The 25,636-nt window shown below is 70.9% G+C and carries 20 protein-coding genes and 1 pseudogene; 13 read left to right on the top strand and 8 right to left on the bottom strand.

The genetic code is table 11. The features are described from left to right. Window positions 1-215: 215 nt before the first annotated feature. The gene (locus P2Q00_RS15185; RefSeq protein ID WP_275773013.1) at window positions 216-1,505 is read right to left on the bottom strand and encodes a citrate synthase; all 1,290 of its coding nucleotides are present in this window, start codon (window positions 1,503-1,505) and stop codon (window positions 216-218) included. Window positions 1,506-1,777: 272 nt separating this feature from the next. Then, the gene (recD2, locus tag P2Q00_RS15180) at window positions 1,778-4,006 is read right to left on the bottom strand and encodes an SF1B family DNA helicase RecD2 (RefSeq protein WP_275773012.1); all 2,229 of its coding nucleotides are present in this window, start codon (window positions 4,004-4,006) and stop codon (window positions 1,778-1,780) included. Between the two features lie 141 nt (window positions 4,007-4,147). Between recD2 and P2Q00_RS15175 the strand changes: the two genes are divergently transcribed. From P2Q00_RS15175 to P2Q00_RS15145, 7 genes are all read left to right on the top strand, one after another. Then, entirely contained in the window at window positions 4,148-5,149 is a 1,002-nt protein-coding gene (locus P2Q00_RS15175; RefSeq protein WP_275773011.1) for a LacI family DNA-binding transcriptional regulator, read from the top strand. A gap of 50 nt (window positions 5,150-5,199) precedes the next feature. Continuing rightward, the gene (locus P2Q00_RS15170) at window positions 5,200-6,729 is read left to right on the top strand and encodes a sugar ABC transporter ATP-binding protein (protein WP_275773010.1); all 1,530 of its coding nucleotides are present in this window, start codon (window positions 5,200-5,202) and stop codon (window positions 6,727-6,729) included. Further along, a complete protein-coding gene (locus P2Q00_RS15165; protein WP_275773009.1) occupies window positions 6,719-8,671 on the top strand; it encodes an ABC transporter permease/substrate-binding protein in 1,953 nt (650 codons plus the stop codon). The genes P2Q00_RS15170 and P2Q00_RS15165 overlap by 11 nt, the downstream gene beginning before the upstream one ends. 50 nt (window positions 8,672-8,721) lie before the next feature. After that, a complete protein-coding gene (locus P2Q00_RS15160) occupies window positions 8,722-9,624 on the top strand; it encodes a ribokinase (RefSeq protein WP_275773008.1) in 903 nt (300 codons plus the stop codon). Further along, the gene (gene rbsD, locus P2Q00_RS15155; protein ID WP_275773007.1) at window positions 9,621-10,010 is read left to right on the top strand and encodes a D-ribose pyranase; all 390 of its coding nucleotides are present in this window, start codon (window positions 9,621-9,623) and stop codon (window positions 10,008-10,010) included. Before P2Q00_RS15160 ends, rbsD begins: the two co-directional genes overlap by 4 nt. 272 nt (window positions 10,011-10,282) lie before the next feature. Continuing rightward, window positions 10,283-11,359 carry a type VII secretion integral membrane protein EccD gene (locus P2Q00_RS15150; RefSeq protein WP_275773006.1) on the top strand — a complete coding sequence of 359 codons (1,077 nt, stop codon included), beginning with the start codon at window positions 10,283-10,285 and terminating at the stop codon, window positions 11,357-11,359. Window positions 11,360-11,372: 13 nt separating this feature from the next. Further along, window positions 11,373-12,476: a CpaE/TadZ family protein gene (locus P2Q00_RS15145; protein WP_275773005.1), complete on the top strand. Its 1,104-nt coding sequence runs from the start codon at window positions 11,373-11,375 to the stop codon at window positions 12,474-12,476. A 24-nt stretch (window positions 12,477-12,500) separates the two neighbouring features. On the opposite strand, the gene P2Q00_RS15140 is transcribed toward P2Q00_RS15145, so the two are convergent. The 3 genes from P2Q00_RS15140 to P2Q00_RS15130 are packed head-to-tail and all read right to left on the bottom strand — an operon-like array spanning window position 12,501 to window position 15,675. Beyond that, on the bottom strand, window positions 12,501-13,322 hold the full coding sequence (locus P2Q00_RS15140) for a sugar phosphate isomerase/epimerase family protein (protein ID WP_275773179.1): 822 nt from the start codon (window positions 13,320-13,322) through the stop codon (window positions 12,501-12,503). 47 nt (window positions 13,323-13,369) lie between these two features. After that, complete coding sequence (locus P2Q00_RS15135) at window positions 13,370-14,521, bottom strand: dihydrodipicolinate synthase family protein (RefSeq protein WP_275773004.1); 1,152 nt, start codon at window positions 14,519-14,521, stop codon at window positions 13,370-13,372. Continuing rightward, the gene (locus P2Q00_RS15130) at window positions 14,518-15,675 is read right to left on the bottom strand and encodes a Gfo/Idh/MocA family protein (protein WP_275773003.1); all 1,158 of its coding nucleotides are present in this window, start codon (window positions 15,673-15,675) and stop codon (window positions 14,518-14,520) included. Before P2Q00_RS15130 ends, P2Q00_RS15135 begins: the two co-directional genes overlap by 4 nt. Before the next feature lie 327 nt (window positions 15,676-16,002). Here P2Q00_RS15130 and P2Q00_RS15125 point away from each other — a divergent pair, with 327 nt between their 5' ends. From P2Q00_RS15125 to P2Q00_RS15110, 4 genes are all read left to right on the top strand, one after another. Continuing rightward, entirely contained in the window at window positions 16,003-17,046 is a 1,044-nt protein-coding gene (locus P2Q00_RS15125) for a LacI family DNA-binding transcriptional regulator (protein ID WP_275773002.1), read from the top strand. Window positions 17,047-17,159: 113 nt separating this feature from the next. Further along, window positions 17,160-18,092, top strand: coding sequence for a bifunctional helix-turn-helix transcriptional regulator/GNAT family N-acetyltransferase (locus P2Q00_RS15120; RefSeq protein ID WP_275773001.1), 933 nt, complete (start codon window positions 17,160-17,162; stop codon window positions 18,090-18,092). Window positions 18,093-18,102: 10 nt separating this feature from the next. Further along, complete coding sequence (locus P2Q00_RS15115; RefSeq protein WP_275773000.1) at window positions 18,103-18,903, top strand: sugar phosphate isomerase/epimerase family protein; 801 nt, start codon at window positions 18,103-18,105, stop codon at window positions 18,901-18,903. 231 nt (window positions 18,904-19,134) lie between these two features. After that, on the top strand, window positions 19,135-20,376 hold the full coding sequence (locus P2Q00_RS15110) for an MFS transporter (protein ID WP_275772999.1): 1,242 nt from the start codon (window positions 19,135-19,137) through the stop codon (window positions 20,374-20,376). On the opposite strand, the gene P2Q00_RS15105 is transcribed toward P2Q00_RS15110, so the two are convergent. The 3 genes and pseudogenes from P2Q00_RS15105 to aroA form a co-directional block, all read right to left on the bottom strand. Continuing rightward, window positions 20,357-20,941 carry an RBBP9/YdeN family alpha/beta hydrolase gene (locus P2Q00_RS15105; protein WP_275772998.1) on the bottom strand — a complete coding sequence of 195 codons (585 nt, stop codon included), beginning with the start codon at window positions 20,939-20,941 and terminating at the stop codon, window positions 20,357-20,359. The genes P2Q00_RS15110 and P2Q00_RS15105 overlap by 20 nt on opposite strands. Window positions 20,942-21,106: 165 nt before the next feature. Beyond that, a pseudogene (locus tag P2Q00_RS51110) lies at window positions 21,107-21,217 on the bottom strand (GNAT family N-acetyltransferase); the annotation flags it as partial. 3 nt (window positions 21,218-21,220) lie between these two features. Then, entirely contained in the window at window positions 21,221-22,480 is a 1,260-nt protein-coding gene (gene aroA / locus P2Q00_RS15095) for a 3-phosphoshikimate 1-carboxyvinyltransferase (RefSeq protein ID WP_275772997.1), read from the bottom strand. 512 nt (window positions 22,481-22,992) lie between these two features. Here aroA and P2Q00_RS15090 point away from each other — a divergent pair. Next, on the top strand, window positions 22,993-24,789 hold the full coding sequence (locus P2Q00_RS15090; RefSeq protein WP_275772996.1) for a glycoside hydrolase family 3 protein: 1,797 nt from the start codon (window positions 22,993-22,995) through the stop codon (window positions 24,787-24,789). Between the two features lie 190 nt (window positions 24,790-24,979). After that, window positions 24,980-25,615 (top strand): hypothetical protein, encoded by a 636-nt coding sequence (locus tag P2Q00_RS15085; RefSeq protein ID WP_275772995.1) that lies wholly within the window; start codon window positions 24,980-24,982, stop codon window positions 25,613-25,615. Window positions 25,616-25,636: the final 21 nt, after the last annotated feature.

The following is a 25,636-nucleotide window of genomic DNA, read 5'->3' as shown; positions in this document are numbered from 1 at the left end:
ACTCTCGTCGCACTCGACAGCTCGACCGCTTCAACAGTTCGACAGTTCGACAGCGATTCAGGCGCTGGCTTCACAGACGCCCGGCCGGATCCCGTGGGGGGAATCCGCACCGGGACATGGGAAGGCGCCCTGTACGTCGGCCCGTGGGGGGACCGGCGGCAGGGCGCCTTCTTTTTTGCCTCAGCTTCTCCGCTTCAGCTTCTTTGCTTCGGGCGTCAGCGTTCCTCGACGGGGACGAAGTCGCGCTCGACGACGCCCGTGTAGATCTGGCGCGGGCGGCCGATGCGGGAGCCGGGCTCCTTGATCATCTCGTGCCACTGGGCGATCCAGCCCGGCAGGCGGCCGAGGGCGAACAGGACCGTGAACATCTCGGTCGGGAAGCCCATGGCGCGGTAGATCAGGCCGGTGTAGAAGTCCACGTTCGGGTAGAGGTTGCGCTGGACGAAGTAGTCGTCCGAGAGCGCGTGCTCCTCCAGCTTGAGCGCGATGTCCAGCAGCTCGTCGGACTTGCCGAGGGCCGAGAGGACGTCGTGCGCCGCGGCCTTGATGATCTTCGCGCGCGGGTCGAAGGACTTGTACACCCGGTGGCCGAAGCCCATCAGGCGGACGCCCTCCTCCTTGTTCTTCACCTTGCGGATGAAGGAGTCGACGTCGCCGCCGCCCGCCTGGATGCCTTCGAGCATCTCCAGCACGGACTGGTTGGCACCGCCGTGCAGCGGGCCCCACAGCGCGTTGATGCCGGCCGAGATCGACGCGAACATGTTCGCCTGCGAGGAGCCGACCAGGCGGACGGTGGACGTCGAACAGTTCTGCTCGTGGTCCGCATGCAGGATCAGCAGCTTGTCGAGGGCGGAGACGACGACCGGGTCGAGGTCGTACTCCTGGGCGGGGACCGAGAACGTCATACGCAGGAAGTTCTCGACGTAGCCGAGGTCGTTGCGCGGGTAGACGAACGGGTGGCCGATCGACTTCTTGTACGCGTACGCCGCGATCGTCGGGAGCTTGGCGAGCAGACGGATCGTCGAGAGGTTGCGCTGCTTCTCGTCGAAGGGGTTGTGGCTGTCCTGGTAGAAGGTGGACAGCGCGGAGACGACCGACGACAGCATGGCCATCGGGTGGGCGTCGCGCGGGAAGCCCTTGTAGAAGTTCTTGACGTCCTCGTGCAGCAGGGTGTGCTGCGTGATGTCGTTCTTGAACACCGAGAGCTCGTCGACGGTCGGCAGCTCGCCGTTGATCAGCAGGTAGGCGACCTCCAGGAAGGTGGAGCGCTCCGCCAGCTGCTCGATCGGGTAGCCGCGGTACCGGAGGATGCCTTCCTCGCCGTCGAGGTAGGTGATCGCGGATTTATAGGCGGCGGTGTTCCCGTAACCGCTGTCCAGCGTCACCAGTCCGGTCTGGGCGCGGAGCTTCCCGATGTCGAAGCCCTTGTCGCCGACGGTGCTGTCGATCACCGGGTAGGTGTACTCGCCGTCGCCGTACCGCAGTACTACAGAGTTGTCGCTCACGTCTTCCCTCACCGACGTAGTGCCTCATCTTCGAGGTTGCCCTGACTGTCTCTACCTTCCCCCAATTGGCTCAGGAGAGTGCACTCGGGGTCGACCATCGGGCCTATTGGCGGCACTGAGTGCCGCCAACTTGCTCATCCTGCCCCCTTGATTCCCCATCCGGAAGTGCTCTGTGACCTTCGCGACTCATTTGATCGATCATTTTTCGTGATGCCTGTCTCAAAGAGGCCGCACAGGGGTGACGGGGACTCCCGCAAGGGTGACAGGAACTCTCACAGGGGTCTCGGGGAGAGCCGGAAGTCGAGTGCCGTACAGCGTCGTCCCGCCGACACCGTGCGCACCGCCTGGCCGATCGCCTTGCGTGAACCGACGAGCACGACCAGCTTCTTGGCGCGGGTCACCGCCGTGTACAGCAGGTTCCGCTGAAGCATCATCCAGGCTCCGGTGGTGACCGGGATCACCACAGCGGGATATTCACTGCCCTGGGAACGGTGGATGGTGACCGCGTATGCGTGGGCCAGCTCGTCCAGTTCGTCGAATTCGTACGGAACCTCCTCGTCCTCGTCGGTCAGCACCGTCAGGCGCTGGTCGACCGGGTCGAGCGAGGTGACCACGCCGACAGTGCCGTTGAAGACACCGTTCTTGCCCTTCTCGTAATTGTTGCGAATCTGGGTGACCTTGTCGCCGACGCGGAAGACCCGGCCGCCGAACCGCTTCTCGGGCAGGTCGGGGCGGCCCGGTGTGATGGCCTGCTGGAGCAGGCCGTTGAGGTTTCCGGCGCCCGCGGGTCCTCGGTGCATGGGCGCGAGGACCTGGACGTCCCGGCGCGGGTCGAGCCCGAACTTGGCCGGAATTCGACGCGCCGCCACATCCACCGTGAGCCGCCCGGCCTCCTCCGTGTCGTCCTCGACGAAGAGGAAGAAGTCCTTCATGCCGTCGGTGACCGGGTGCTGACCGGAGTTGATCCGGTGCGCGTTCGTCACGACGCCCGACTGCTGGGCCTGGCGGAACACGCGCGTGAGGCGCACGGCGGGGATCGGGCTGCCGTCGGCGAGCAGATCGCGGAGCACTTCTCCGGCGCCGACGCTGGGCAGTTGGTCGACGTCCCCGACGAAGAGGAGATGGGCGCCCGGCGGGACCGCCTTCACCAGCTTGTTGGCGAGCAGCAGGTCCAGCATGGAGGCCTCGTCGACCACCACCAGGTCGGCATCCAGCGGGCGGTCCTTGTCGTACGCCGCATCGCCGCCGGGCTTCAGCTCCAGCAAGCGGTGGACGGTGGAGGCGTCGGCGCCGGTGAGCTCGGCCAGGCGCTTGGCGGCGCGCCCGGTGGGGGCGGCCAGGACCACCCTCGCCTTCTTGGCGCGGGCCAGCTCCACGATCGAGCGGACCGTGAAGGACTTGCCGCAGCCGGGGCCGCCGGTCAGCACGGCGACCTTCTTGGTCAGCGCCAGCTTGACGGCGGCCTCCTGCTCGGGCGCAAGGTCCGCGCCCGTACGGTCCTTCAGCCAGGACAGCGCCTTGTCCCAGGCCACCTCGTGGAAGCCGGGCATCCGGTCCTCGTCGGTGCGCAGGAGGCGCAACAGCTGGGCGGACAGGGAGAGTTCCGCACGGTGGAAGGGGACCAGGTACACGGCCGTCACCGGGTCCCCGCCGTCCGGGCCGGGCACCTTCTCCCGTACGACACCGGGGTCCTCGCCGTCCTCGGGCGGCTGGGCGAGCTCGGCGAGGCACTCGATGACCAGGCCCGTGTCGACCTGCAGCAGCTTCACCGCGTCGGCGATCAACTGCTCCTCGGGGAGATAGCAGTTGCCCTGGTCGGTGGCCTGCGACAGCGCGTACTGCAGGCCTGCCTTCACTCGCTCCGGGCTGTCGTGCGGGATGCCCACGGACTGGGCGATCTTGTCGGCGGTGAGGAAGCCGATGCCCCAGACGTCGGCCGCGAGGCGGTAAGGCTGGTTCTTGACCACGGAGATCGAGGCGTCGCCGTACTTCTTGTAGATGCGCACGGCGATGGAGGTGGACACCTCGACGGTCTGGAGGAAGAGCATGACCTCCTTGATCGCCTTCTGCTCCTCCCAGGCGTCGGCGATCTTCTTGGTGCGCTTGGGGCCGAGACCGGGGACCTCGATGAGGCGCTTCGGCTCCTCCTCGATGATCTGCAGGGTGTCCAGGCCGAAGTGCTGGGTGATGCGGTCGGCGAAGACCGGCCCGATGCCTTTGACCAGCCCCGAGCCGAGGTAGCGGCGGATGCCCTGGACGGTGGCCGGGAGCACCGTCGTGTAGTTCTCCACGGTGAACTGCTTGCCGTACTGGGGGTGAGAGCCCCAACGGCCCTCCATGCGCAGGGACTCACCGACCTGGGCACCGAGCAGCGCGCCGACGACCGTGAGAAGGTCGCCGGCTCCTCTGCCGGTGTCGACCCGGGCGACCGTGTACCCGTTCTCCTCGTTGGCGTACGTGATCCGCTCCAGTACGCCTTCGACCACCGCCTGATTGGACATGATCCGACGCTACAGCGGGGGTCTGACATCACGATCCGGTTTCGGGATGTGGTTGAGGGCTTGATCAACCCATGTGTAATCGATTCCAATCCTCGGTACACGAAGTCGTGTAATCGATTCCACGAGGAGGTGGGAGCGGCGATGGCGAGCATCAAGGACGTCGCTGCCGAGGCGGGTGTGTCCGTCGCCACGGTGTCGCGCGTCCTGAACGACCATCCGTCGGTCAGCGCGGACGCACGCACGCGCGTGCTGGCCGCCGTCGAGGCGCTGGGCTACCGCCCGAACGCCGTCGCCCGTTCCCTGCGCACCGACCAGACCCACACCCTCGGCCTGGTCATCAGCGACGTGATGAACCCCTACTTCACCGAACTGGCCCGCTCCGTGGAGGAGGAGGCCCGCGCGCTCGGCTACAGCGTCATCATCGGCAACGCCGACGAGCGGCCCGACCTGCAGGACCACCACGTACGCAACCTGCTGGACCGCCGTATCGACGGGCTGCTGGTCTCCCCCACCGACGGCGGCTCCCCCCTCATGCTGGACGCCGCGCGCGGGGGGACGCCGATGGTGTTCGTGGACCGGTGGATCCCGGGCGTCGACGTGCCGGTGGTGCGTGCGGACGGGCGGGCCGCGATCCGCGATCTCGTCGCGCATCTGCACCGGTTGGGGCACCGGCGGCTCGCGATCATCGCGGGGCCCGCCGCCACCACGACCGGCAGCGAGCGCATCGAGGCCTTCCGGGAGGCCATGGCCGAGTACGGGCTCCCCCTCCCCGAGGCCTGCATCGGGCAGGGCGACTTCCAGGCCGAGAGCGGGCGGCGGGCCATGGAGGGCTTCCTCGACCTGCCCGAGCCGCCCGAGGCCGTGTTCGCCGCCGACAACCTGATGGCGCTCGGCGCGCTGGACGCCGTACGCGCGCGTGGGATGCGTGTTCCGCGGGACCTCGCGCTGGCCGCCTTCGACGACATCCCCTGGTTCGTGCACACCGATCCGCCGATCACCGCGATCGCCCAGCCCACGGGCGAGCTGGGCCGGGCCGCCGTACGGGCCCTGGTCGACCGCATCGAGGGACGGCCCCCGCGGTCCGTCACCCTCGCCGCCCGTCTCGTTGTACGCCGCTCGTGCGGCGAATCAGCGGCTTCGTGAGAGCCCGTGAGAGCCATCGGAGCCGTCCCCGCAATGAACAGGAGCCAGACGTGAGCAACGCGGACGAGTTGCTGCGCATCGAGGGAATACGGAAGACCTTCCCGGGCGTGGTCGCGCTGGACGGCGTCGACTTCGACCTGCGCCGGGGCGAGGTGCATGTGCTGCTCGGTGAGAACGGCGCAGGCAAGAGCACGCTGATCAAGATGCTCTCCGGGGCCCACACCCCCGACGCCGGGCGGATCCTGGTCGGCGGCGAGGAGGTGCGCATCCATGGTGCGCAGGACTCCGAGCGCCTCGGGATCGCCACCATCTACCAGGAGTTCAACCTCGTACCCGATCTGACGATCGCCGAGAACATCTTCCTGGGACGGCAGCCGCGCCGCTTCGGGATGATCGACCGGAAGACGATGGAGGCGGAGGCCGAAGTCCTCCTCGCGCGCGTGGGCGTGAACGTGTCGCCACGCGCGCGTGTACGCGAACTCGGCATCGCGCGCCTGCAGATGGTCGAGATCGCCAAGGCGCTGAGTCTGGACGCGCGCGTGCTGATCATGGACGAGCCGACCGCCGTGCTCACCTCCGAGGAGGTCGAGAAGCTCTTCGCGATCGTGCGCAAGCTGCGCGAGGACGGCGTCGGGATCGTCTTCATCACGCATCACCTGGAGGAGATCGCCGCCCTCGGCGACCGTGTCACCGTCATCCGCGACGGGAAGTCCGTCGGGCAGGTCCCCGCCGTCACCCCCGAGGACGAGCTCGTACGCCTCATGGTGGGCCGCTCCATCGATCAGCAGTACCCGCGCGAACGGGCCGACGCCGGCGCCGCGTTGCTCACGGTCGAGGGACTCACGCGCGACGGCGTCTTCCACGACGTCAGTTTCCAGGTGCACGCCGGTGAGGTCGTCGGCATCGCGGGGCTCGTCGGAGCCGGCCGTACGGAGGTCGTGCGGGCCGTGTTCGGCGCCGATCCGTACGACAAGGGCGCCGTGAAGGTCGCCGGGGCCGAGGTGCGGCGGGGCGATGTCAACGCCGCCATGGCCGCCGGCATCGGGCTGATCCCCGAGGACCGCAAGGGCCAGGGCCTGGTGCTGGACGCGTCGGTCGAGGAGAACCTCGGCCTGGTGACGCTGCGGTCGGCCACGCGCGCGGGGCTCGTCGATCTCAAGGGACAGCGGGAGGCCGCCGCACGGATCGCCGACCAGCTCGGGGTCCGGATGGCGGGGCTCTGGCAGCACGTGCGCACGCTGTCCGGCGGCAACCAGCAGAAGGTCGTCATCGGCAAGTGGCTCCTCGCGGACACCAAGGTGCTGATCCTCGACGAGCCGACGCGCGGCATCGACGTCGGCGCCAAGGTCGAGATCTACCAGCTGATCAATGAACTCACGGCCGCCGGGGCGGCCGTACTGATGATCTCCAGCGATCTCCCGGAAGTGCTCGGCATGAGCGACCGGGTGCTGGTGATGGCCCAGGGCCGGATCGCGGGCGAGCTCGCGGCCGACGAGGCCACCCAGGACGCCGTGATGGCGCTCGCCGTAAGCAACCCCACGCACCAGAAGACCGAAACGGAGGCCACCCGTGGCCACTGACACGCTCAAGAGCACGACGGGCGCGAGTGGCGCCACGGGCGGCCTGCGCCGCCTCCTGCTCGACAACGGCGCGCTGACCGCGCTGATCGTCCTCGTCATCGCGATGTCGGCGTTGTCCGGCGACTTCATGACGGCCGACAACCTCCTGAACGTCGGCGTCCAGGCGGCCGTCACCGCCATCCTCGCCTTCGGCGTGACCTTCGTGATCGTCTCGGCGGGCATCGACCTGTCGGTGGGCTCGGTGGCCGCCCTGTCCGCCACCGTCCTTGCCTGGAGCGCCACTTCGCAAGGCGTCCCGGTCGCGCTGGCGGTGGTCCTGGCGATCGCGACGGGCATCGCGTGCGGCCTGGTCAACGGCTTCCTGATCTCCTACGGCAAGCTGCCGCCGTTCATCGCGACGCTCGCCATGCTGTCCGTGGGCCGCGGTCTGTCGCTGGTGATCTCGCAGGGCTCCCCCATCGCCTTCCCCGGCTCGGTCTCGCACCTCGGTGACACGCTCGGCGGGTGGCTGCCGGTGCCGGTCCTGGTGATGGTGCTGATGGGCCTCGTCACGGCGTTCGTGCTGGGCCGGACGTACATCGGCCGCTCGATGTACGCGATCGGCGGCAACGAGGAGGCGGCCCGTCTCTCCGGCCTGCGGGTGAAGAGGCAGAAGCTGGCGATCTACGCCTTCTCCGGGCTGTTCGCGGCGGCCGCGGGCATCGTGCTCGCCGCCCGGCTGTCCTCCGCGCAGCCGCAGGCCGCGCAGGGCTACGAACTGGACGCCATCGCCGCGGTCGTCATCGGCGGCGCCTCGCTGGCCGGTGGCACGGGCAAGGCGTCCGGCACGCTGATCGGCGCGCTGATCCTGGCGGTGCTGCGCAACGGCCTCAACCTGCTGTCCGTGTCCGCTTTCTGGCAGCAGGTCGTCATCGGCGTCGTGATCGCGCTGGCGGTGCTGCTCGACACGGTGCGGCGCAAGGCCGGCGCAACTCCGGTGACGGCCGGTGCGTCCGGCGACGGCAGGGGCAGGCAGGCCGCGACGTACGTACTCGCGGCCGTGGTCGCGGCAGCCGTCGTCGGCGCCATGTCCTTCCTGCACAGCGGTTCGTCGGCGGCGAAGGACCAGAAGATCGGTCTGGCCCTGTCGACCCTCAACAACCCCTTCTTCGTGCAGATCCGCGCCGGAGCGCAGGAGGAGGCGAAGAAGCTGGGCGTCGACCTGACGGTCACCGACGCCCAGAACGACGCCTCCCAGCAGGCCAACCAGCTGCAGAACTTCACCAGCGAGGGCCTCGGCACGATCATCGTCAACGCGGTGGACTCCGACGCGGTGACACCGGCGGCGAAGGCCGTGAACAAGTCGGGCATCCCCCTCGTCGCCGTCGACCGCGCCGTCAACAACGCGGACACCGCCGCGCTCGTCGCCTCCGACAACGTCACCGGCGGCAGGCTCGCCGCCAAGTCCCTCGCGGACAGGCTCGGCGGCAGGGGCACCATCGTGGTCCTGCAGGGCCAGGCGGGCGCCTCCGCCAGCCGCGAGCGCGGCGCGGGCTTCACCGCGGGCCTCAAGGCCTACCCGGGCATCAAGGTCGTCGCCGAGCAGCCCGCCGACTGGGACCGCACCAAGGGCCTCGACGTGATGACGAACCTCTTGCAGGCCCACCCCGACATCGACGGCGTCTTCGCGGAGAACGACGAGATGGCGCTCGGTGCCATCAAGGCCCTGGGCAGCAAGGCCGGCAAGTCGGTCGCGGTCATCGGCTTCGACGGCACTGCGGACGGTCTCAGCGCCGTCAAGGCGGGCACTCTGTACGCGTCCGTGGCCCAGCAGCCGACGGAACTCGGCAGAATCGCGGTACAGAACGCGCTGAAGGTCGCCGAGGGCAAGAAGGTCACGAAGTCGGTGATGGTGCCGGTGAAGGTGGTCACGAAGGAGAACGTGGCCGGCTTCAGCGGCTGACCGGGCGGCCGACGACGGGAACGGGTGTCATCTCTCAGGGGAGTCATTTGATGTACGACTACGACCTGCTGGTCGTGGGATCCGCCAACGCCGATCTGGTGATCGGTGTCGAGCGGCGGCCGGGTGCCGGCGAGACGGTGCTCGGCTCCGACCTGGCCGTCCACCCGGGCGGCAAGGGCGCGAACCAGGCGGTCGCCGCCGCCCGCCTCGGGGCCCGTACGGTCCTGCTGGCCCGGGTCGGCGACGATGCGTACGGCCGGCTGCTGCTCGACTCGCAGCGGGCGGCCGGCGTCGACACGGTCGGTGTGCTGGTGGGCGGGGCGCCGACGGGGGTGGCGCTGATCACCGTCGATCCCTCCGGGGACAACAGCATCGTGGTGTCACCGGGTGCGAACGGCCGGCTGGCGCCGGGGGATGTCCGGGCCGCCGCGAGCCTCTTCCACTGCTCGCGGGTGGTCTCCGTACAGCTGGAGATCCCGCTGGAGACGGTGGTGGAGGTGGTACGGAGCCTGTCCCCCGACAGCCGCTTCGTGCTCAACCCCTCCCCGCCGCGGCCGTTGCCGCCCGAGGTGCTGGCGGCCTGCGACCCGCTGATCGTCAACGAGCACGAGGCGAAGGTGGTCCTCGGCGACGCCTATGTCTCCGACCGCCCGGAGGACTGGGCGCGGCTGCTGCTCGCCAAGGGCCCGCGTTCGGTGGTGGTCACCCTGGGCGCGGAGGGGGCGCTGGTGGCTTCCTCGGCCGGTGTGACGCGGGTGCCTTCGGTGAAGGTGGACGCGGTGGACACGACGGGTGCGGGCGACGCGTTCACGGCGGCGCTGGCGTTCCGGCTGGGTGCGGGGGCGTCCCTTGCGGAGGCCGCGGCGTATGCGGCCCGGGTCGGCGCGGCCGCCGTCACCAAGGAGGGTGCGCAGGTGTCGTTCCCGACGGCAGAGGAGGTCGAAGCCCTGTGAAGAAGGCGGGAATCCTGAACCGCCATCTCTCGGGCGCGCTCGCCGAACTGGGCCACGGGGACGGGGTGCTGGTGTGCGATGCGGGCATGCCGATACCGGAGGGGCCGCGGGTCGTGGACCTGGCGTTCCGGGCCGGCGTGCCGTCCTTCGCCGAGGTGGTGGACGGTCTGCTGGCCGAGCTGGTGGTGGAGGGGGCCACGGCGGCGACGGAGGTACGCGAAGCCAATCCGGCGGCATCGTCGCTGCTGGACGGCCGCTTTCCCAAGCTGGAGCTGGTGTCGCACGAGCGGCTGAAGGAGCTGTCGGCGGGAGTGCGGCTGGTCGTACGGACGGGAGAGGCACGGCCGTACGCGAACGTGCTGCTGCACTGTGGGGTGTTCTTCTAGAGACGTGACACTTCCGGAAGATGTGACACACAAAATTCGAGGGGGCCCAGTCCGTCGACCGGGCCCCCTCGGCTTTTCCCCTCCGACATCAGAACCCCCGCGATCCCCCCAGATCCCCCTCCGAGAAGTCCTGATGCCAAGTACGACCCGCGGGGTGCCGAGAGGGTTGTACGGCGTCTTCAGAATTTTTCAGGGAGGTTCCGTGCAGCCTTCCGCCGGAGGTTCCGCGCCATCCGTCCCCTCCCCCGCCCGGTGATAAGTTCGAACATGTGATGTCTGCGGGGGCCTTGAGTCGTGCGGCGGCCAATGGGACGTGGCGGTGGGGGCCCGGAGCGCGGCGCGTCGTCGCCGGGCTGGCGACGGTGGGCTGGGCCGGTACGGCCGGGGTGTTCGCGCAGGGTGCCTACGACGCCTCCGTCGTCGCAGGTGTGCTGCTCGTCGTGGCCGTCGTCGCTGCCCTTGCCGGGGCCCTGTTGGGGCGTGGCGGGCGGCAGGGCGCGATCGTCGGCACGCTGCTCTGCACAGCCGGGGTGCTCGGTGCACTCGGGGCTTCCACCTTCGCCGATGACCACCGGTGGTCCGGCGCGCTGCACGCGGCTGCGCTGTCCGCGGTGGGTGCCGGCACGCTCGTACTGCTGGGGCTCTTCACCCGGTTGGGACGCGCCGGGCTGGTCGGCGCGGGGACGGTCGCCGTCACCGTGCTGGGCTGGGAGGGCGTTGTCGCCGTGCAGTCGGGAGCCGGGACGGCAGGGCAGCAGGCCCGGGTGGGCGCGGTGCTGGCCGTCGTCTCCGTCGTCGCCCTCGGTGTGCTGCCGCGGCTCGCGCTCACGGCTTCAGGGCTGTCCGGGCTCGACGACCGGCGGGCCGGCGGGGTTTCGGTGAGCCGCTACCAGGTGTCCGCGGCGCTGGCGGCCGCCCATCGCGGGCTGGTCCTCGCCACGGTCGCCATTGCCGTGTCCGCGACTTCGGCGGGGGTGTGGGCGCTGCGTGCGCCCACCGTGTGGACCGTGCTGCTCGCCTTCGTCACTGCGGTGGTCGTGGCCCTGCGGGCGCGGGCTTTTCCGCTGGTCGCCGAGGTTGTGGTGCTGCTGGTGGGCGCCGCCCTGCTGGCCGTACGGCTGTTGGCGGTGTGGGTGGAGCGGTCCGGTGGCCCGGGGCCGGCCCTGATCGTGCTCGTGGCGCTGGCCGTAGTGCCGCTCGCCGCGCTCGTCGTACAGCCCCCCGAGCAGGTACGGGTGCGGCTGCGGCGGGCGGGCGACCTGCTCGAGTCCGCCGGTGTCATCGCCCTGCTTCCGCTGCTCATCGGGGTCTTCGGCGTGTACGGGCGGCTGCTCGGCACCTTCGCTTAGGAGACGGGACGGCATGGCTCACGGGGAACAGGAGCAGGGACAGGAGCGGCAGGGCCACGGCGGCGACTGGCAGCCCGATGTGCTGCGCCGGCTCGGACAGGCGGCCCCCGGTACGGGGCAGACGGGTCCCTCGGCCGGCCCCACCCCGCCGCCCGTACCAGCCGTCGCCAGACCCACACCCCCTGCCGCTCCCTCCCTCACCCCCGAAACGCTCCCCACGCTCGACCCCCGTCTCGCCCTCGCCCTGGGCCGCCCCCACCACGGCGACTCGCTCGCCCACCGCACCGGCCGTACCCTCCGCCGCCTCGCCACCTCCGTCTCGCAGGACGTGGTCGAACAGACGCGGATCGCCCGGGAGTTGCAGCAGCCGGTGACCACCGGGCGGGTCATCGCCGTGACCTCCATCCGCGGGGGCGTCGGCAAGTCGACCGTCGCCGCGCTGCTCGGCCGCACCTTCAACCACTACCGGCACGACCCGGTGCTCACGCTCGAAGCGGACGCAGCGCTGGGCACGCTTCCGGTGCGGATGGGCGCGGAGTCGGTGCGCTGGTCGTGCGCCGACCTCGCCCGGATTCTGACGCCGGCCATGCAACTGACCCATGTGACCGGGTACTTGGTGCCCGTGGCAGACGGCGGCTGGCTGCTGCCGGCGAGCCAGGGGCAGGTCGGCGCCCCCTTGGACGTACGGACGTACCGCACCGTGACCCTCGCGCTGCGGCGCTACTTCTCCGTGACGGTCGTCGACTGCGAGACCCTGCCCGGCGAGGTCGCCCGTACGGCGATGGACACCGCCCATGCCCGGGTGGTCGTCGCGCCGACGACCGCGGAGGGCGTCGGCGCGACGCGGCAAGTCCTCGACTGGCTGGGGCAGTTGCCGCATTCCGCGCTCTCGACGACCGTGGTGGCCCTCACCGCGAGCTCGCCCGACATGATCCTGGACGTGAAGGCGGCCACCGCACACCTCAAGGAGACGGGCGTACCCGTCGTCGTCCTGCCCTACGACCGCCATCTGGCCGGCGGCGGCCCCATCCGCACGGATCTGCTCGGCCGGGCCGCCCAGGACGCAGCCATGCAGTTGGCGGCCGAGGCGCTGCACCGGGCGGTGCGTGTGCAATGACCGCGACGGCAGCAATACATGCGTTCACAGAGAATTCCTCAATTGCGGTCCGCCCGCGTGCTGCACGAAGCGACGGGCCGTCTCGGCCAGCACCTCGCGGCCGTCCCGCGCCCACAGGCCGTCGTTGAACAGCTCGACCTCGATGGGCCCGGTGTAGCCGGCGGCCTCGACGTATCCCTTCCACTCCCGCATGTCGATCGAGCCGTCCCCGATCTGCCCCCGGCCGTTGAGCACGCCCTCGGGCAGCGGCGTGGTCCAGTCGGCGAGCTGGAAGGTGTGGATACGGCCGCCCGCGCCCGCGCGGGCGATCTGCGCGGGCGCGTTGTCGTCCCACCAGATGTGGTACGTGTCGACGGTGACGCCGACCTGGTGGGCCGGGAAGCGTTCCGCGAGGTCGAGCGCCTGGGTGAGTGTCGAGACCACGCAGCGGTCGGCGGCGTACATGGGGTGGAGCGGCTCGATGGCCAGGCGGACGCCGTGCTGCTCGGCGTACGGGCCCAGCTCGCCGAGTGCGTCCGCGATCCGTTCCCGTGCGCCGTGCAGGTCCTTCGAGCCGGCCGGCAGACCACCCGAGACCAGCACCAGGGTGTCGGTGCCCAGGGTGGCCGCCTCGACGATCGCGCGCCGGTTGTCGTCCAGGGCGGCGGCGCGCTCGGCCGGGTCGATCGCCGTGAAGAAGCCGCCACGGCACAGGGTCGTGACCGTCAGGCCCGCGTCACGGACCAGCTTGGCGGTCGCGTCGAGACCGTACGACTGGACCGGTGCACGCCACAGGCCCACGCCCGGGATGCCCAACTCCAGGCAGCCGTCGACCAGTTCGGGCATCGACAGCTGCTTCACCGTCATCTGGTTGATGGAGAAGCGGGACAGGTCCCCAAGGTCTCCGAGAGCGCTCACTGGTTCACTCCGTACAGGGCGAGCAGGTTCTTCATCCGTTCCTCCGCCAGCTTCGGGTCCGGGAACAGGCCCAGGCCGTCGGCGAGTTCGTAGGCGCGGGCGAAGTGCGGAAGGGAGCGGGCCGACTGGAGGCCGCCGACCATCGTGAAGTGCGACTGGTGGCCGGCCAGCCAGGCCAGGAACACCACGCCCGTCTTGTAGAAGCGGGTCGGGGTCTGGAAGAGGTGCCGGGAGAGTTCGACGGTCGGGTCCAGCAGCTCCCGGAAGCCCGCCGCATCACCCGTGTCCAGGACCCGTACCGCCTCGGCCGCCAGCGGGCCCAGCGGGTCGAAGATGCCGAGCAGGGCGTGGCTGAAGCCCTGCTCGTCGCCGGCGATCAGCTCGGGGTAGTTGAAGTCGTCGCCCGTGTAGCAGCGGACCCCGTCGGGGAGTCGGCGACGGAGGTCGATCTCCCGCTGCGCGTCCAGCAGCGACACCTTGATGCCGTCCACCTTGTCGGGGTGGGCGGCGATGACGTCCAAAAAGACATCCGTGGCCGCGTCGAGGTCGCTCGACCCCCAGTAGCCCTCCAGCGCCGGGTCGAACATCGGGCCGAGCCAGTGCAGGATCACCGGGTCGGCGGACTGGCGCAGGAGGTGGCCGTAGACCTCCAGGTAGTCCTCCGGCCCGGAGGCCGCCGCGGCCAGCGCCCGGGACGCCATCAGGATGGCCTGCGCGCCCGATTCCTCCACCAGGGCGAGCTGCTCCTCGTAGGCCGCCCGGACCTCCACGAGAGACCCGGAGGCGATCTGGTCGGTGCCGACACCGCAGGCGATACGGCCGCCGACCGACTTCGCCTCGGCCGCGCTGCGGCGGATCAGCTCGGCCGCGCCCGCCCAGTCCAGGCCCATGCCGCGCTGGGCCGTGTCCATCGCCTCCGCGACGCCGAGCCCGTGGGACCACAGGTGGCGGCGGAAGGCGAGGGTGGCGTCCCAGTCGACGGCGGCGGGCGAGTCGGGCGACACGTCCGCGTACGGGTCGGCGACGACATGGGCCGCCGAGAAGACCGTACGAGAGGTGAAGGGGGTGCCGGGGGTCACCGCCAGGGGCTCGGTCCGGGGCTCGTACGCCCTGAACCCGCCCTTGAAGTCGGGGAGTCGGATGGTCACAGCGAGATCTCCGGTACGTCGATACGGAGGCCCTCGGCCGAGGACTTCAGGCCCAGCTCGGCGAGCTGGACGCCGCGGGCGCCGGCGAGGAGGTCCCAGTGGTAGGGGGCGTCGGCGTAGACGTGCTTGAGGAACAGCTCCCACTGGGCCTTGAAGCCGTTGTCGAAGTCCTCGTTGTCCGGGATCTCCTGCCACTGGTCGCGGAAGGAGTAGGTGGCCGGGATGTCGGGATTCCAGACCGGCTTGGGGGTCATGCTGCGGTGCTGGACACGGCAGTTGCGCAGGCCGGCGACGGCCGAGCCATCCGTCCCGTCGACCTGGAACTCCACCAGCTCGTCGCGGTTGACGCGGACGGCCCAGCTGGAGTTGATCTGGGCGATCGCGCCGCCGTCGAGCTCGAAGATGCCGTAGGCGGCGTCGTCGGCGGTGGCGTCGTACGGCTTGTCGTTCTCGTCCCAGCGCTGCGGGATGTGGGTGGCGGTGAGAGCCTGCACGGACTTGACCCGCCCGAACAGCTCGTGCAGGACGTACTCCCAGTGCGGGAACATGTCGACGACGATGCCGCCGCCGTCCTCGGCACGGTAGTTCCAGGAGGGGCGCTGGGCGGTCTGCCAGTCGCCCTCGAAGACCCAGTAGCCGAACTCGCCGCGGATGGACAGGATCCGGCCGAAGAAGCCGCCGTCGATGAGGCGCTTGAGCTTGAGCAGGCCGGGGAGGAAGAGCTTGTCCTGGACGACGCCGTGCTTGATGCCCGCGTCGCCCGCGAGGCGGGCCAGCTCCAGTGCGCCTTCCAGACCGGTGGCCGTCGGCTTCTCGGTGTAGATGTGCTTGCCCGCCGCGATCGCCTTCTTGATCGCCTCCTCGCGGGCCGAGGTCACCTGGGCGTCGAAGTAGATGTCGACGGCCGGGTCGGCGAGGACCGCGTCGACGTCGGTCGAGATGTTCTCCGGGTCCAGGCCGTGCTGCTCGGCGAGCGCGCGCAGCGCATGCTCGCGGCGGCCGACCAGGACCGGCTCCGGCCACAGCACCGTGCCGTCGCCGAGGTCGAGGCCGCCCTGTTCGCGGATGGCCAGGATGGAGCGGACCAGGTGCTGGCGGTAGCCCATGCGCCCGGTCACGCCGTTCATGGCGATACGCACCGTCTTGCGTGTCACGTCATTCCCTTCGCAGGCGTCGTACTCAGCGTTGTACGCGGGTGGTGTGCGCCGCGTCGGCCCTACTGATGAGCGTCACAGCAAGCGCTTTCTATACAAGGAGAAGCTAGCCTCTGACCAGTGGTCCGGACAAGACCGTGACCGCTTCGAGTTGTTCGAGGGGACGAACAGTGGGGGGTTCTGGCCGTAAGGTCTGCTCGACGTGCTCGGAACCAGAGGCCCGGGGCGGCTGTCTACGAGGACGTACGCCGAAGTGCGGACGTACAACGAGGTACGAAAGATGCGCGACGAGATGCGCGCCGATATGCGCGACCGGAGGACGACGAAATGACGGTGACCCTGGCGGACGTGGCGGCCCGCGCGCAGGTCTCGCCCGCGACGGTGTCGCGCGTGCTGAACGGGAACTACCCCGTGGCCGCCTCCACCCGTGAGCGGGTGCTGAAGGCGGTCGACGAGCTGGACTATGTGCTGAACGGGCCGGCGAGCGCGCTGGCGGCGGCGACTTCCGATCTGGTCGGGATCCTCGTCAACGACATCGCCGACCCCTTCTTCGGGATCATGGCGAGCGCGATCCAGGCGGAGATCGGAGGGCCCGGTGGCCGGGCGGGCGGTGAGCGGCTGGCGGTCGTCTGCAACACGGGGGGTTCGCCGGAGCGTGAGCTGACGTATCTGACCCTCCTGCAGCGGCAGCGGGCGGCGGCGGTCGTACTGACCGGCGGCGCCATGGAGGACGCGCCGCATGCGGCGGCGGTTGCCTCGAAGCTGCGGAAGCTGACGGACGCGGGGACGCGGGTGGTGCTGTGCGGGCGGCCGCCGTCGCCGGACACCGGGGCAATCGCCCTGGCCTTCGACAACCGCGGGGGCGGGCAGCGGCTGACCGAGCACCTGATCGGCCTTGGACACCGGCGGCTGGGCTATATCGCGGGGCCGGAGGAGCGGACGACGACGCGGCACCGTCTTGAGGGACACCGGGCGGCGCTGGCCGCGGCGGGGATCGAGGAGGATCCCCGGTGGACGGTGTGGGGGCGGTACGACCGCACGTCCGGGTACGAGGCGACGCTGGAGCTGCTCCGCCGGGATCCCTCTCTTACGGCGGTGGTCGCGGCGAACGACTCCGTCGCGCTGGGCGCGTGTGCGGCGCTGCGGGAGTCCGGGCTGCGGATTCCCGAGGACGTGTCGGTCGCCGGGTTCGACGATCTGCCGTTCAGCGTCGATGCGGTGCCTGCGCTGACGACGGTGCGGTTGCCGCTCGCGGAGGCGGGGGCCCGGGCGGGGCGGATCGCCATGGGGCGGGAGGAGCCGCCGCCGGGTGGGATGGCGACGGTTCGGGGGGAGCTGATGGTTCGGGGGTCGTCGGGGGTGCCTCGGTAGCCGGGGGGTAGCCCGGGGAGTGCGGGTGTCCTAATCTCGAACCCGACGGTATCTCTGACTGAGTCAGATATCTGAGTCACGTATCGGAGTCGACCACCCGGGGGGCGACACTCATGACCGTCCAGGACATCCGCACCTTCAACCGCTTCTACACGAACGTCATCGGCGCCCTCGACTACAGCCGCCGGCTGTACGCCCCGTACACCCTCACCGAGTCCCGCGTCCTGTACGAACTCGCGCACTCCCCGCGTACGGACGCGGCGGACCTGCGGGCCGAACTCTCCCTGGACGCCGGGTACTTGAGCCGGATCCTGAACAAGTTCGAGGAGGACGGCCTGATCGAGCGCACGCCGTCCGCCCGCGATCCCCGCCGCCGCCGCGTCTCGCTCACGCCCCGCGGCCGCGAGACCGCCGACCTGCTCGCCGAGCGTGCGAACGAATCGGTGGGCGCGCTGCTGTCCACCGTGCCCTCCGCCGACCGGCCGCGCCTCGCGGAGGCGATGCTCACCGTCCGCGAGATCCTCTCCGACGGCCGCGCGCCCCGCCGCGAGGACGTCGTCCTTCGCGAGCCCGGCCCGGGCGACCTGGGCTGGATCGTGCAACGCAACGCCGCCCTGTACGCGTCCGAGTTCGGCTGGAACGCGGACTACGAGGGGCTGGTGGCCCGTATCGTCGCCGACTTCGCCGAGGACCACGATCCGCATCTGGAGCGGGTGTGGATCGCCGAGCTGGACGGGCGTCCCATGGGGTGCGTGATGTGCGTACGGGACGAGGCGCCCGCCACGGCCCGGCTGCGGCTGCTGCTGGTCGAGCCGGAGGCGCGCGGGCTCGGTATCGGCGACCGGCTCACCACGGCCGTCATCGACTTCGCGCGCGGTGTCGGCTACCGCGACCTCGTCCTGTGGACCAATGACGTGCTGACCGCCGCCCGCCGCATCTACCGGCGCCACGGCTTCGTGCTCGTCGGTGAGAAACCGCACCGGTCTTTCGGAAAGGACCTGAACGGCCAGGACTGGCGCCTGGACCTGCACGGCACCCCCGAGTGACAGTAGGGACATGAGACTGGCGTTCTCCACCCTCGGCGTCCCCGGCCTGCCCATCCCGGACGTGATCCGGCTCGCGGCCACCCACGGCTACCACGGTGTCGAGCTGCGCGCACACCCGGAGGAGCCGGTCCACCCCGGCATCGACCTCGCCGGGCGGGCAGACGTGGCCGCCGAGTTCAAGGCGGGCGGCATCGAGATCCTGGGCCTCGCGGGGTACGCCCGGGTGGCGGCACCGGGGGACGACGGCCCCGTCATCGAGGAGATCCGGAGCCTGCTGGGCCTCGCCCGCGACCTCGGCGCCCCGTACATCCGGGTCTTCCCCGGCGGCGGCCACGAGCAGAGCACCGAGCGCGCCGACGCGACGGCCGCGCGACGGCTGGGCACGGCCGCGGAGTACGCCGCCGACCTCGGCGTACGCATCCTGCTGGAGACCCACGACTCGCACCGCAGGGCCGCCGACGCGATCCGCATCCTCGGCCGCGTCGGCCACCGCCATGTCGGCGCCCTCTGGGACGTCATGCACACCTGGCTGGGCGGCGAACAGCCCGCGGAGTCGTACGCGGCGCTCTCCCCGTACCTCGGCTACGTCCAGGTCAAGGACATCGCCTCCGCCGACGACACGACCCCGCTGCCGCTCGGCGCCGGAGTCCTGCCGCTCACCGAGTGCGTGGAGGTCCTCTCGCGGCACGGCTGGGACGGCTGGCTGTGCTGGGAGTACGAGAAGCGCTGGTACGAGGAGGCTGCGCCGCTGCCGGAGCTGCTGGCGGCGGGGCGGGAGCACTTGGGGCGGCTGCTCAACGAGTGCGCGTAGCGCTCGGCTTGGGGGTGCCGGTCTGCGGCTGCGCCGCGGGGCGCGATGGGGCGTTGGCGTCTGCGGGGCCGTTGTGGCTGGTCGCGCAGTTCCCCGCGCCCCTGGTGATGCGCCCCTCCGGGGCGGCATCACAATCGACGGACAGTCGGTAATTCGGTCGCCGGGAGCGCCGACCGCCGTATAGCGTCCCGCCATGCCACCGCAGCCCGCACCGTGTCCCGTCATGCCCTCATGACCCTCAGCCGTACGTTCGTCGACGTGCGGCCGCTGCGGACGTCGGCCCTCTTCCGGCGGCTGCTGATCGGGCGGACCGTGTCCGTGCTCGGCACGTTCATGACGATGGTGACCGTCATGTACCAGGTCTGGGACGTCACGCACAGCACCGTGTGGACCGGCGCGGTGGGTCTGGCGGGTGCGCTGCCGACGGTCGTCGTGGGGCTGCTCGCGGGTGCGTGGGTGGACCGGGGCGACCGGCGCCGTATCTTCCTCTTCAACACCGTGGCCCAGGCGGCCTGTTCACTGCTGCTGGCGCTCCAGGGCTTCACCGGCCGGGTGCCGGTGGCCGTCGTGCTGGTGCTGGTCGCCGCGCAGTCGGGCTTCGGCGCGGTGGGCGGTCCGGCGGCGGGCGTGTTCGTACCGCGGCTGCTGCCGAAGGACCAGGTGGCGGCCGGCCTGGCGCTCAACATGATGTCGTTCACGACGATGATGCTCGTCGGGCCGGCCCTGGGCGGTCTGCTGATCGGCTGGGCGGGCGTCGGCTTCTGCTACCTGGCGGACGCACTCACCTTCGTGATCGCCTTCTACGGCGCCTTCGGGCTGCCCGCGCTGCCGCCCGAGGGCGAGCCGTCGCGGGCCGGGCTGCACGGCATCCTGGACGGGCTGCGCTTCCTGTCGGGGCACCGGGTGGTGCGCGGTGCGCTGATCACCGACCTGGCCGCCACCGTCCTGTCGATGCCGGTCAGCCTGTTCCCGCTGGTCAACGCGGAACGCTTCGGCGGCACCCCACGCACGCTGGGGCTGTTCCTCTCCGCGATCTCCGTCGGCGGCATCGTGTCCTCGGTGTTCTCCGGGGCGGTCACCCGACTCGGCCGCCCCGGACTGGTGATGCTGTGGGGCGCCGGGACGTGGGGTGTCGCGCTGGCCGCGTTCGGCCTGATGACCGATCCCTGGGCCGGACTGGCCTGTCTGGTCGTGGCCGGTGCCGCGGACAACGCCTCCGTGGTCGCGCGCAGCACCATCGTGCAGACCCGCACCCCCGACTCGCTGCTGGGCCGGGTGACGTCGGCCGAGCAGATCGTCGGCCAGGCCGGGCCCAACATCGGCAATCTGCGCGGCGGTCTGGTCGCCGGCTGGACATCGGGGGCGACGGCCCTGGTCACCGGGGGTCTGCTGTGTCTGCTCGCGGTGCTGTCCGTGAGCGCGAGCACCCCGGAACTGCGGAACGGCGCGGGCGCTACGCCGGACGAGCCGTGATCGTCGCCGCCTCGTCCAGACACCACTCCAGTACGGCGGGCCAGGAGCCGTAGCCGGCGTCCAGGTCGAGGTGGGCGGCGCCGGGGAGGAGGTCGGTGGGGATGCCGAGGGGGGCGCCGAAGACCTCCCGCGCGCCTTCCGGGCAGTACTGGTCGTCGTCTCCGGCGACGAGACGGGTGGCTGCGGGGAGGGTGAAGTCGAGGGCGGGCGGGGCGAATTCGGCGACCTCCGGATGCCGTACGAGCACGGAGGCGGACGGCGGGGCGACCAGCAGCACCCGGTCGACGGCGCCGTCCTTCACCAGCCCGCGCGACACGGCGTGCAGCCAGAGGACGGCGGAGGCGCTGTGGGCGAGGACGACACGCTCGCCTTCGCCCCGCAGACCGTCCAGGTGCCGGGTCAGTTCCGACAGCCAGACCTCGAGGCTCGGGTCGTCGGGGTCGGGGAGCTGGGGGTAGGTGACGTGGTGGCCGAGCTCGGTGAGGCGGTCGGCGAGCCAGTGCTGCCAGTGGGCCTCGGGACGGTGGTTCTGCCAGCCGTGGAGGATGAGGAAGCGCGAGGTCATGCGCCCGATGCTTGCCGAACACCGGGGTGCGGGGCAATTTCGGGCTCCGCACTCCGACGTTCGGAAGTGGCCCTCGGGACCGCGAACCTCGCCACGCGCTGCTCCAGCCGCCCCCGGCACTCCGGCCACTCCCCCGCCGTGATCGAGAAGATCACCGAGTCCCGCAACCGCCCGTCCGGTCGCGGCCGGCACCTGGGCGTACGGCGTCGGCCGTCCCGTTGCCGCGCGGGCGAGCTGTGCGTCGATGTACGCGCCGACCTCATCAGCCCTCGGCACCCCCTACAGCAGCCGCCCCCGCAGCCCCGCGAACGCCTCGTGGAAACCCGGGAAAGTCTTCCGTACGCACCCCGGGTCGTCGAACGAAATGCCCAGCACCCGCAGCCCGGTGACCGCGAACGACATCACGATGCGGTGGTCGCCGTACGACTTGATCTCCGCAGCGTTCCCGTTCCCGTTCCCGTTCCCAGAAGCCACGCCCGGGCGGATCTCGATCCAGTCCGGGCCCGTCGACACCTCCACCCCCAGCCGCCGCAGGTTCTCCGCGCAGGCCTCCAGGCGGTCGCACTCCTTCACCCGGGTGTTCGCCACGTCCTCGATCCGCACCGGCCCGGACGCGAACGGCGCGATCGCCGCCAGCGTCGGCATGGTGTCCGAGATGTCCCGCATGTTGACCGTCAGGCCACGGAGTTCGCCCGTGCCCCGGACGGTCGTGGCATCCGGCCCCACCGACACCTCCGCCCCCATCCTCCGCAGTACGTCGACAAAGCCGAGGTCGCCCTGCAGCGCCCCCGCGCCCAGCCCCGGCACCGTCACCTCGCCGCCCGGCGTCACCGCCGCCGCCGCGAAGAAGTAGCTCGACGTGGAAGCGTCCGGCTCGATCGCGTAGGTCGTGGCCCGGTAGCCACCCGGCGGCACCACGAACACATCGCCGTCCCGCTCCACCTCCACCCCGAACGCCCGCATCATCGCGATCGTGATCTCCACGTACGGGACGGAGACGAGGTCGGTGACCCGGATCCGCAGCCCGGTCCGCGTCAGCGGGCCCAGCAGCAGCAACGCCGTCAGGTACTGCGAGGACTGGCCCGCGTCCAGGACCACCTCCCCGCCCTCGACGCCCGCCGCCCGCACCGTCAGCGGGTGGTGGCCCTCCGCCTCCTCGTGCCGCAGGTCCACGCCCAGGTCGCGCAGGGCGCGCGTCAGCGGGAGCAGCGGGCGGCGCCTCATCTGCGGCGATGCGTCGAAGCGGTACGTACCGTGCCCGGCCGCCACCAGCGTCGGCAGAAAACGGGCCGTCGTCGCGCCGTCCCGGCAGTACACGTCCGCCTCGGTCGCCGAAGGTCCCTGCGGGCGGCCGTCCACCTGCCACGCGTCCGGCGTCCGGCCGACTCGGTAGCCGAGCCGTACCAGCCCCTCCGCGAAGCCCTCGGTGTCGTCCGAGCGGAGCGGGCGTACGAGGGTGGTGACACCGTCGGCCGCCGCGGCCAGGAAGAGGGCGCGGGCGGTGATGGACTTGGAACCGGGGATCGCGACTGCGGTCATGCCGTCATGATCGGACGACAGCCGCCTCCGGCGCCGGGACGTCCACGGGATGGACCACTTCCCGTCACCCCGTGGCGCAAAGGAGCCGCCCGTCGTCCGGAGATCGCAGAGACCGTACGCACTCTGCAGGAGCAGTGACCGGCCATCGCGGCACACCCGCCCCTTTCAACCCTCGGGCACCGACTTCCGGGAATCGCGGGGAACGCGGGAACCCGCCCCGAATACGGTTCGTCCAACCCGCAAGCTGCCGGATGAGTCTCCGCTGTGCGGTGTCGGCCCTCGCTGCTGGCTGCGATCGCTGACTTACCCTCTCCGCCGTACTGCGGCCGGCAGCACGCCGCCATCGGCGCGCCCCCCTCCAACAGCGCCGATGGCGGCCCCTCTCGCCCAGGGCCTGCCCCAAGCCCGCCCAAGCCCCCGCCGTGCGCGCTCCCTTGACTGGCAGAAACTTCCCGGATATTGCTTCCCTCACGGAAGTTTCCTTCAGCGGATCACCTCCGGAAGGAGCGCACGTGCCCTCCAGACGTACCGTCCTCGCCGCCACCGCGGGCGCCACCGCGGCCCTGGCACTCGGCACCACCACCGCCCACGCCGGCACCCCCGACGACAAGAAGCTCCGCTCCCTGATCTCCCGTATGACCCTGCCGGAAAAGGTCGGCCAGCTCTTCGTCATGCGGGTCTACGGCTACTCCGCCACCGACCCCGACCAGGCCGACATCGACGCCAACCTCAAGGAGATCGGCGTCCGCACGGCCGCCGAGCTGATCGCCGAGTACCGCGTGGGCGGGATCATCTACTTCACCTGGGCGCACAACACCCGGGATCCACATCAGATCGCCGATCTGTCGAACGGCATCCAGCGCGCCTCCCTCACCCAGGCCCGCGGCCTGCCCGTGCTCATCACCACCGACCAGGAGCACGGCATCGTCTGCCGCGTCGGCAGGCCCGCCACCCTCTTCCCGGGCGCCATGGCCATGGGCGCCGGCGGCTCCCGCCGAGACGCCCGCACCCTCGGCCGTGTCTCCGGCGCCGAACTGCGTGCGATCGGCATCAACCAGGACTACTCCCCCGACGCCGACGTGAACATCAACCCGGCCAACCCGGTCATCGGCGTCCGTTCCTTCGGCGCCGACCCGGACGCGGTGGCCGGCCTGGTCGCCGCCGAGGTCGCCGGGTATCAGGGGTCCTCGGTCGCCGCGACCGCCAAGCACTTCCCGGGACACGGCGACACCGCCGTCGACAGTCACTACGGCTTCCCGGTCATCACCCACAGCAGGGAGCTGTGGGAGAAGCTGGACGCCGTCCCCTTCCGGGCGGCGATCAGGGCCGGCATCGACTCGATCATGACCGCGCACATCCAGTTCCCGGCCCTCGACGACTCCGGCGACCCGGCCACCCTCTCCCACCCGATCCTCACCGGCATCCTGCGCGAGGAGCTCGGCTACGACGGGGTGGTGGTGACGGACTCGCTCGGCATGCAGGGTGTGCGGACCAAGTACGGCGACGACCGCGTCCCCGTGCTCGCGCTCAAGGCCGGCGTCGACCAGCTCCTCAACCCGCCCGACCTCGCCACAGCGTGGAACGCCGTCCTCAAGGCCGTGGAGGACGGGGAGCTCACCGAATCCCGCCTCGACGAGTCGATCCTGCGCATCCTCAGGCTCAAGGCCAGGCTGCGGCTCTTCGACGACCCCTATGTCAGCCACAGCGGCGTCGACCGCACGGTGGGCACGGACGCACACCTCGCGACCGCCGACCGCATCGCCGAGCGCACGACGACGCTGCTGGTCAACAAGGCGGGCCTGCTGCCACTGTCCCGGCGCGCCTACCGGAAGGTCCTGGTCGTCGGCGCCGACCCGGCCTCCCCGTCCGGTACGACGGGACCGCCCACCGGCGTCCTCGCGACCGCCCTCACCGAACTGGGCTTCACCGCCACCGCCCTCTCCACGGGCACGGCACCCTCCGCGGCCACCATCGCCACGGCCGTCGCGGCGGCGCAGGACGCGGACGCGGTGGTCGTGGGCACCTACAACGTCAGCGCTAGCAGCTCGCAGCGGACGCTGGTCGAGCAGCTGGCGGCGACCGGGCGGCCGGTCGTGGCGATCGCGATCCGCAATCCCTACGATGTGGCCCAACTCCCCTCCACCTCCGCCCACTTGGCGTCGTACTCATGGACCGACGTGGAGCTGCGGGCGGCCGCGCGGGTGATCGCGGGCAGGGCGGCACCGCGCGGGAGGCTGCCGGTGCCGGTGCAGCGGGCGGACGATCCGGCGACGGTGCTGTATCCCATCGGGTACGGGCTGTCGTACTGACTCCTGTACGAACCGTCGTACTAGAACCCGGTGTGTGCAGCACCCGCTTCACCGGGCGTAGGGCGCATACGTCACGCACCCGGCGTGCGACCCCAAACTGGCCCAAAGCCTCCCGCGCGTCTGGCGTGCGCCCGCTGCGGCGGGTCACGCTGGGTGCGGGTCACCTGGGGAGGTGCCCGGGGGGATCGCGATGCGTGAGAGAAGTTCCGTGGGGGTGGTCTGCGCACTGCTGGTACTGGTCGCTGCCCTGCTGACCGGTTGCCAGGTACTGAAGTCAGGGGCGGACAAGGGCGACCGGCCCGGCGCGACGCCGAAAGCGACCACGACCCAGCCCTCGGGCTACGGGGCGGTGTTCCTCGCCGTCGACGAGTGCAGTTCGTTCGGCTCGACGAGCTTCACCGAGGTGCCGTGCACCAGCGAGCGGGCGGCGGCCCGGGTCGTGGCGCGTTACGACGGCAAGGTGGGCGACGGTCCGCTGTGCCCGGCGACCACGGACTTCGTCCTGCACATCAGCCGGCAGAGCCCGTCCTCCGACGAGGACGGCGACGGCTCGGTCCCGCAGGGCTACGCCTGTATGCGCAATCTGGAGCCGCCGCACCCCGGCGACCCGGGCGGCGGGGGCGGCCCCCGCACCATCGTCGGCGACTGCGTCTACGGCTCCGGCAGCGGGCAGGTCCGCGAGACGGCATGCGACGGCAGCGGCAAGGAGAAACCGCAGTACGAGGTGGTGAAGGCGGTCGCCAAGCGCGCCCAGTGCCCTGCGACGACCGCGCTGTATGTGCAGCTGAACGGCGCGCAGCCGGTGGGCTGCGCCCGGCGGGTGTGAACGACTGCCGGGCGCAGCAGG

Source organism: Streptomyces coacervatus, assembly GCF_029223485.1.
Lineage (GTDB): Bacteria > Actinomycetota > Actinomycetes > Streptomycetales > Streptomycetaceae > Streptomyces > Streptomyces coacervatus.
Note: the sequence above shows the minus strand (reverse complement) of the source record. Positions and strands in the feature narration are given on the sequence as shown.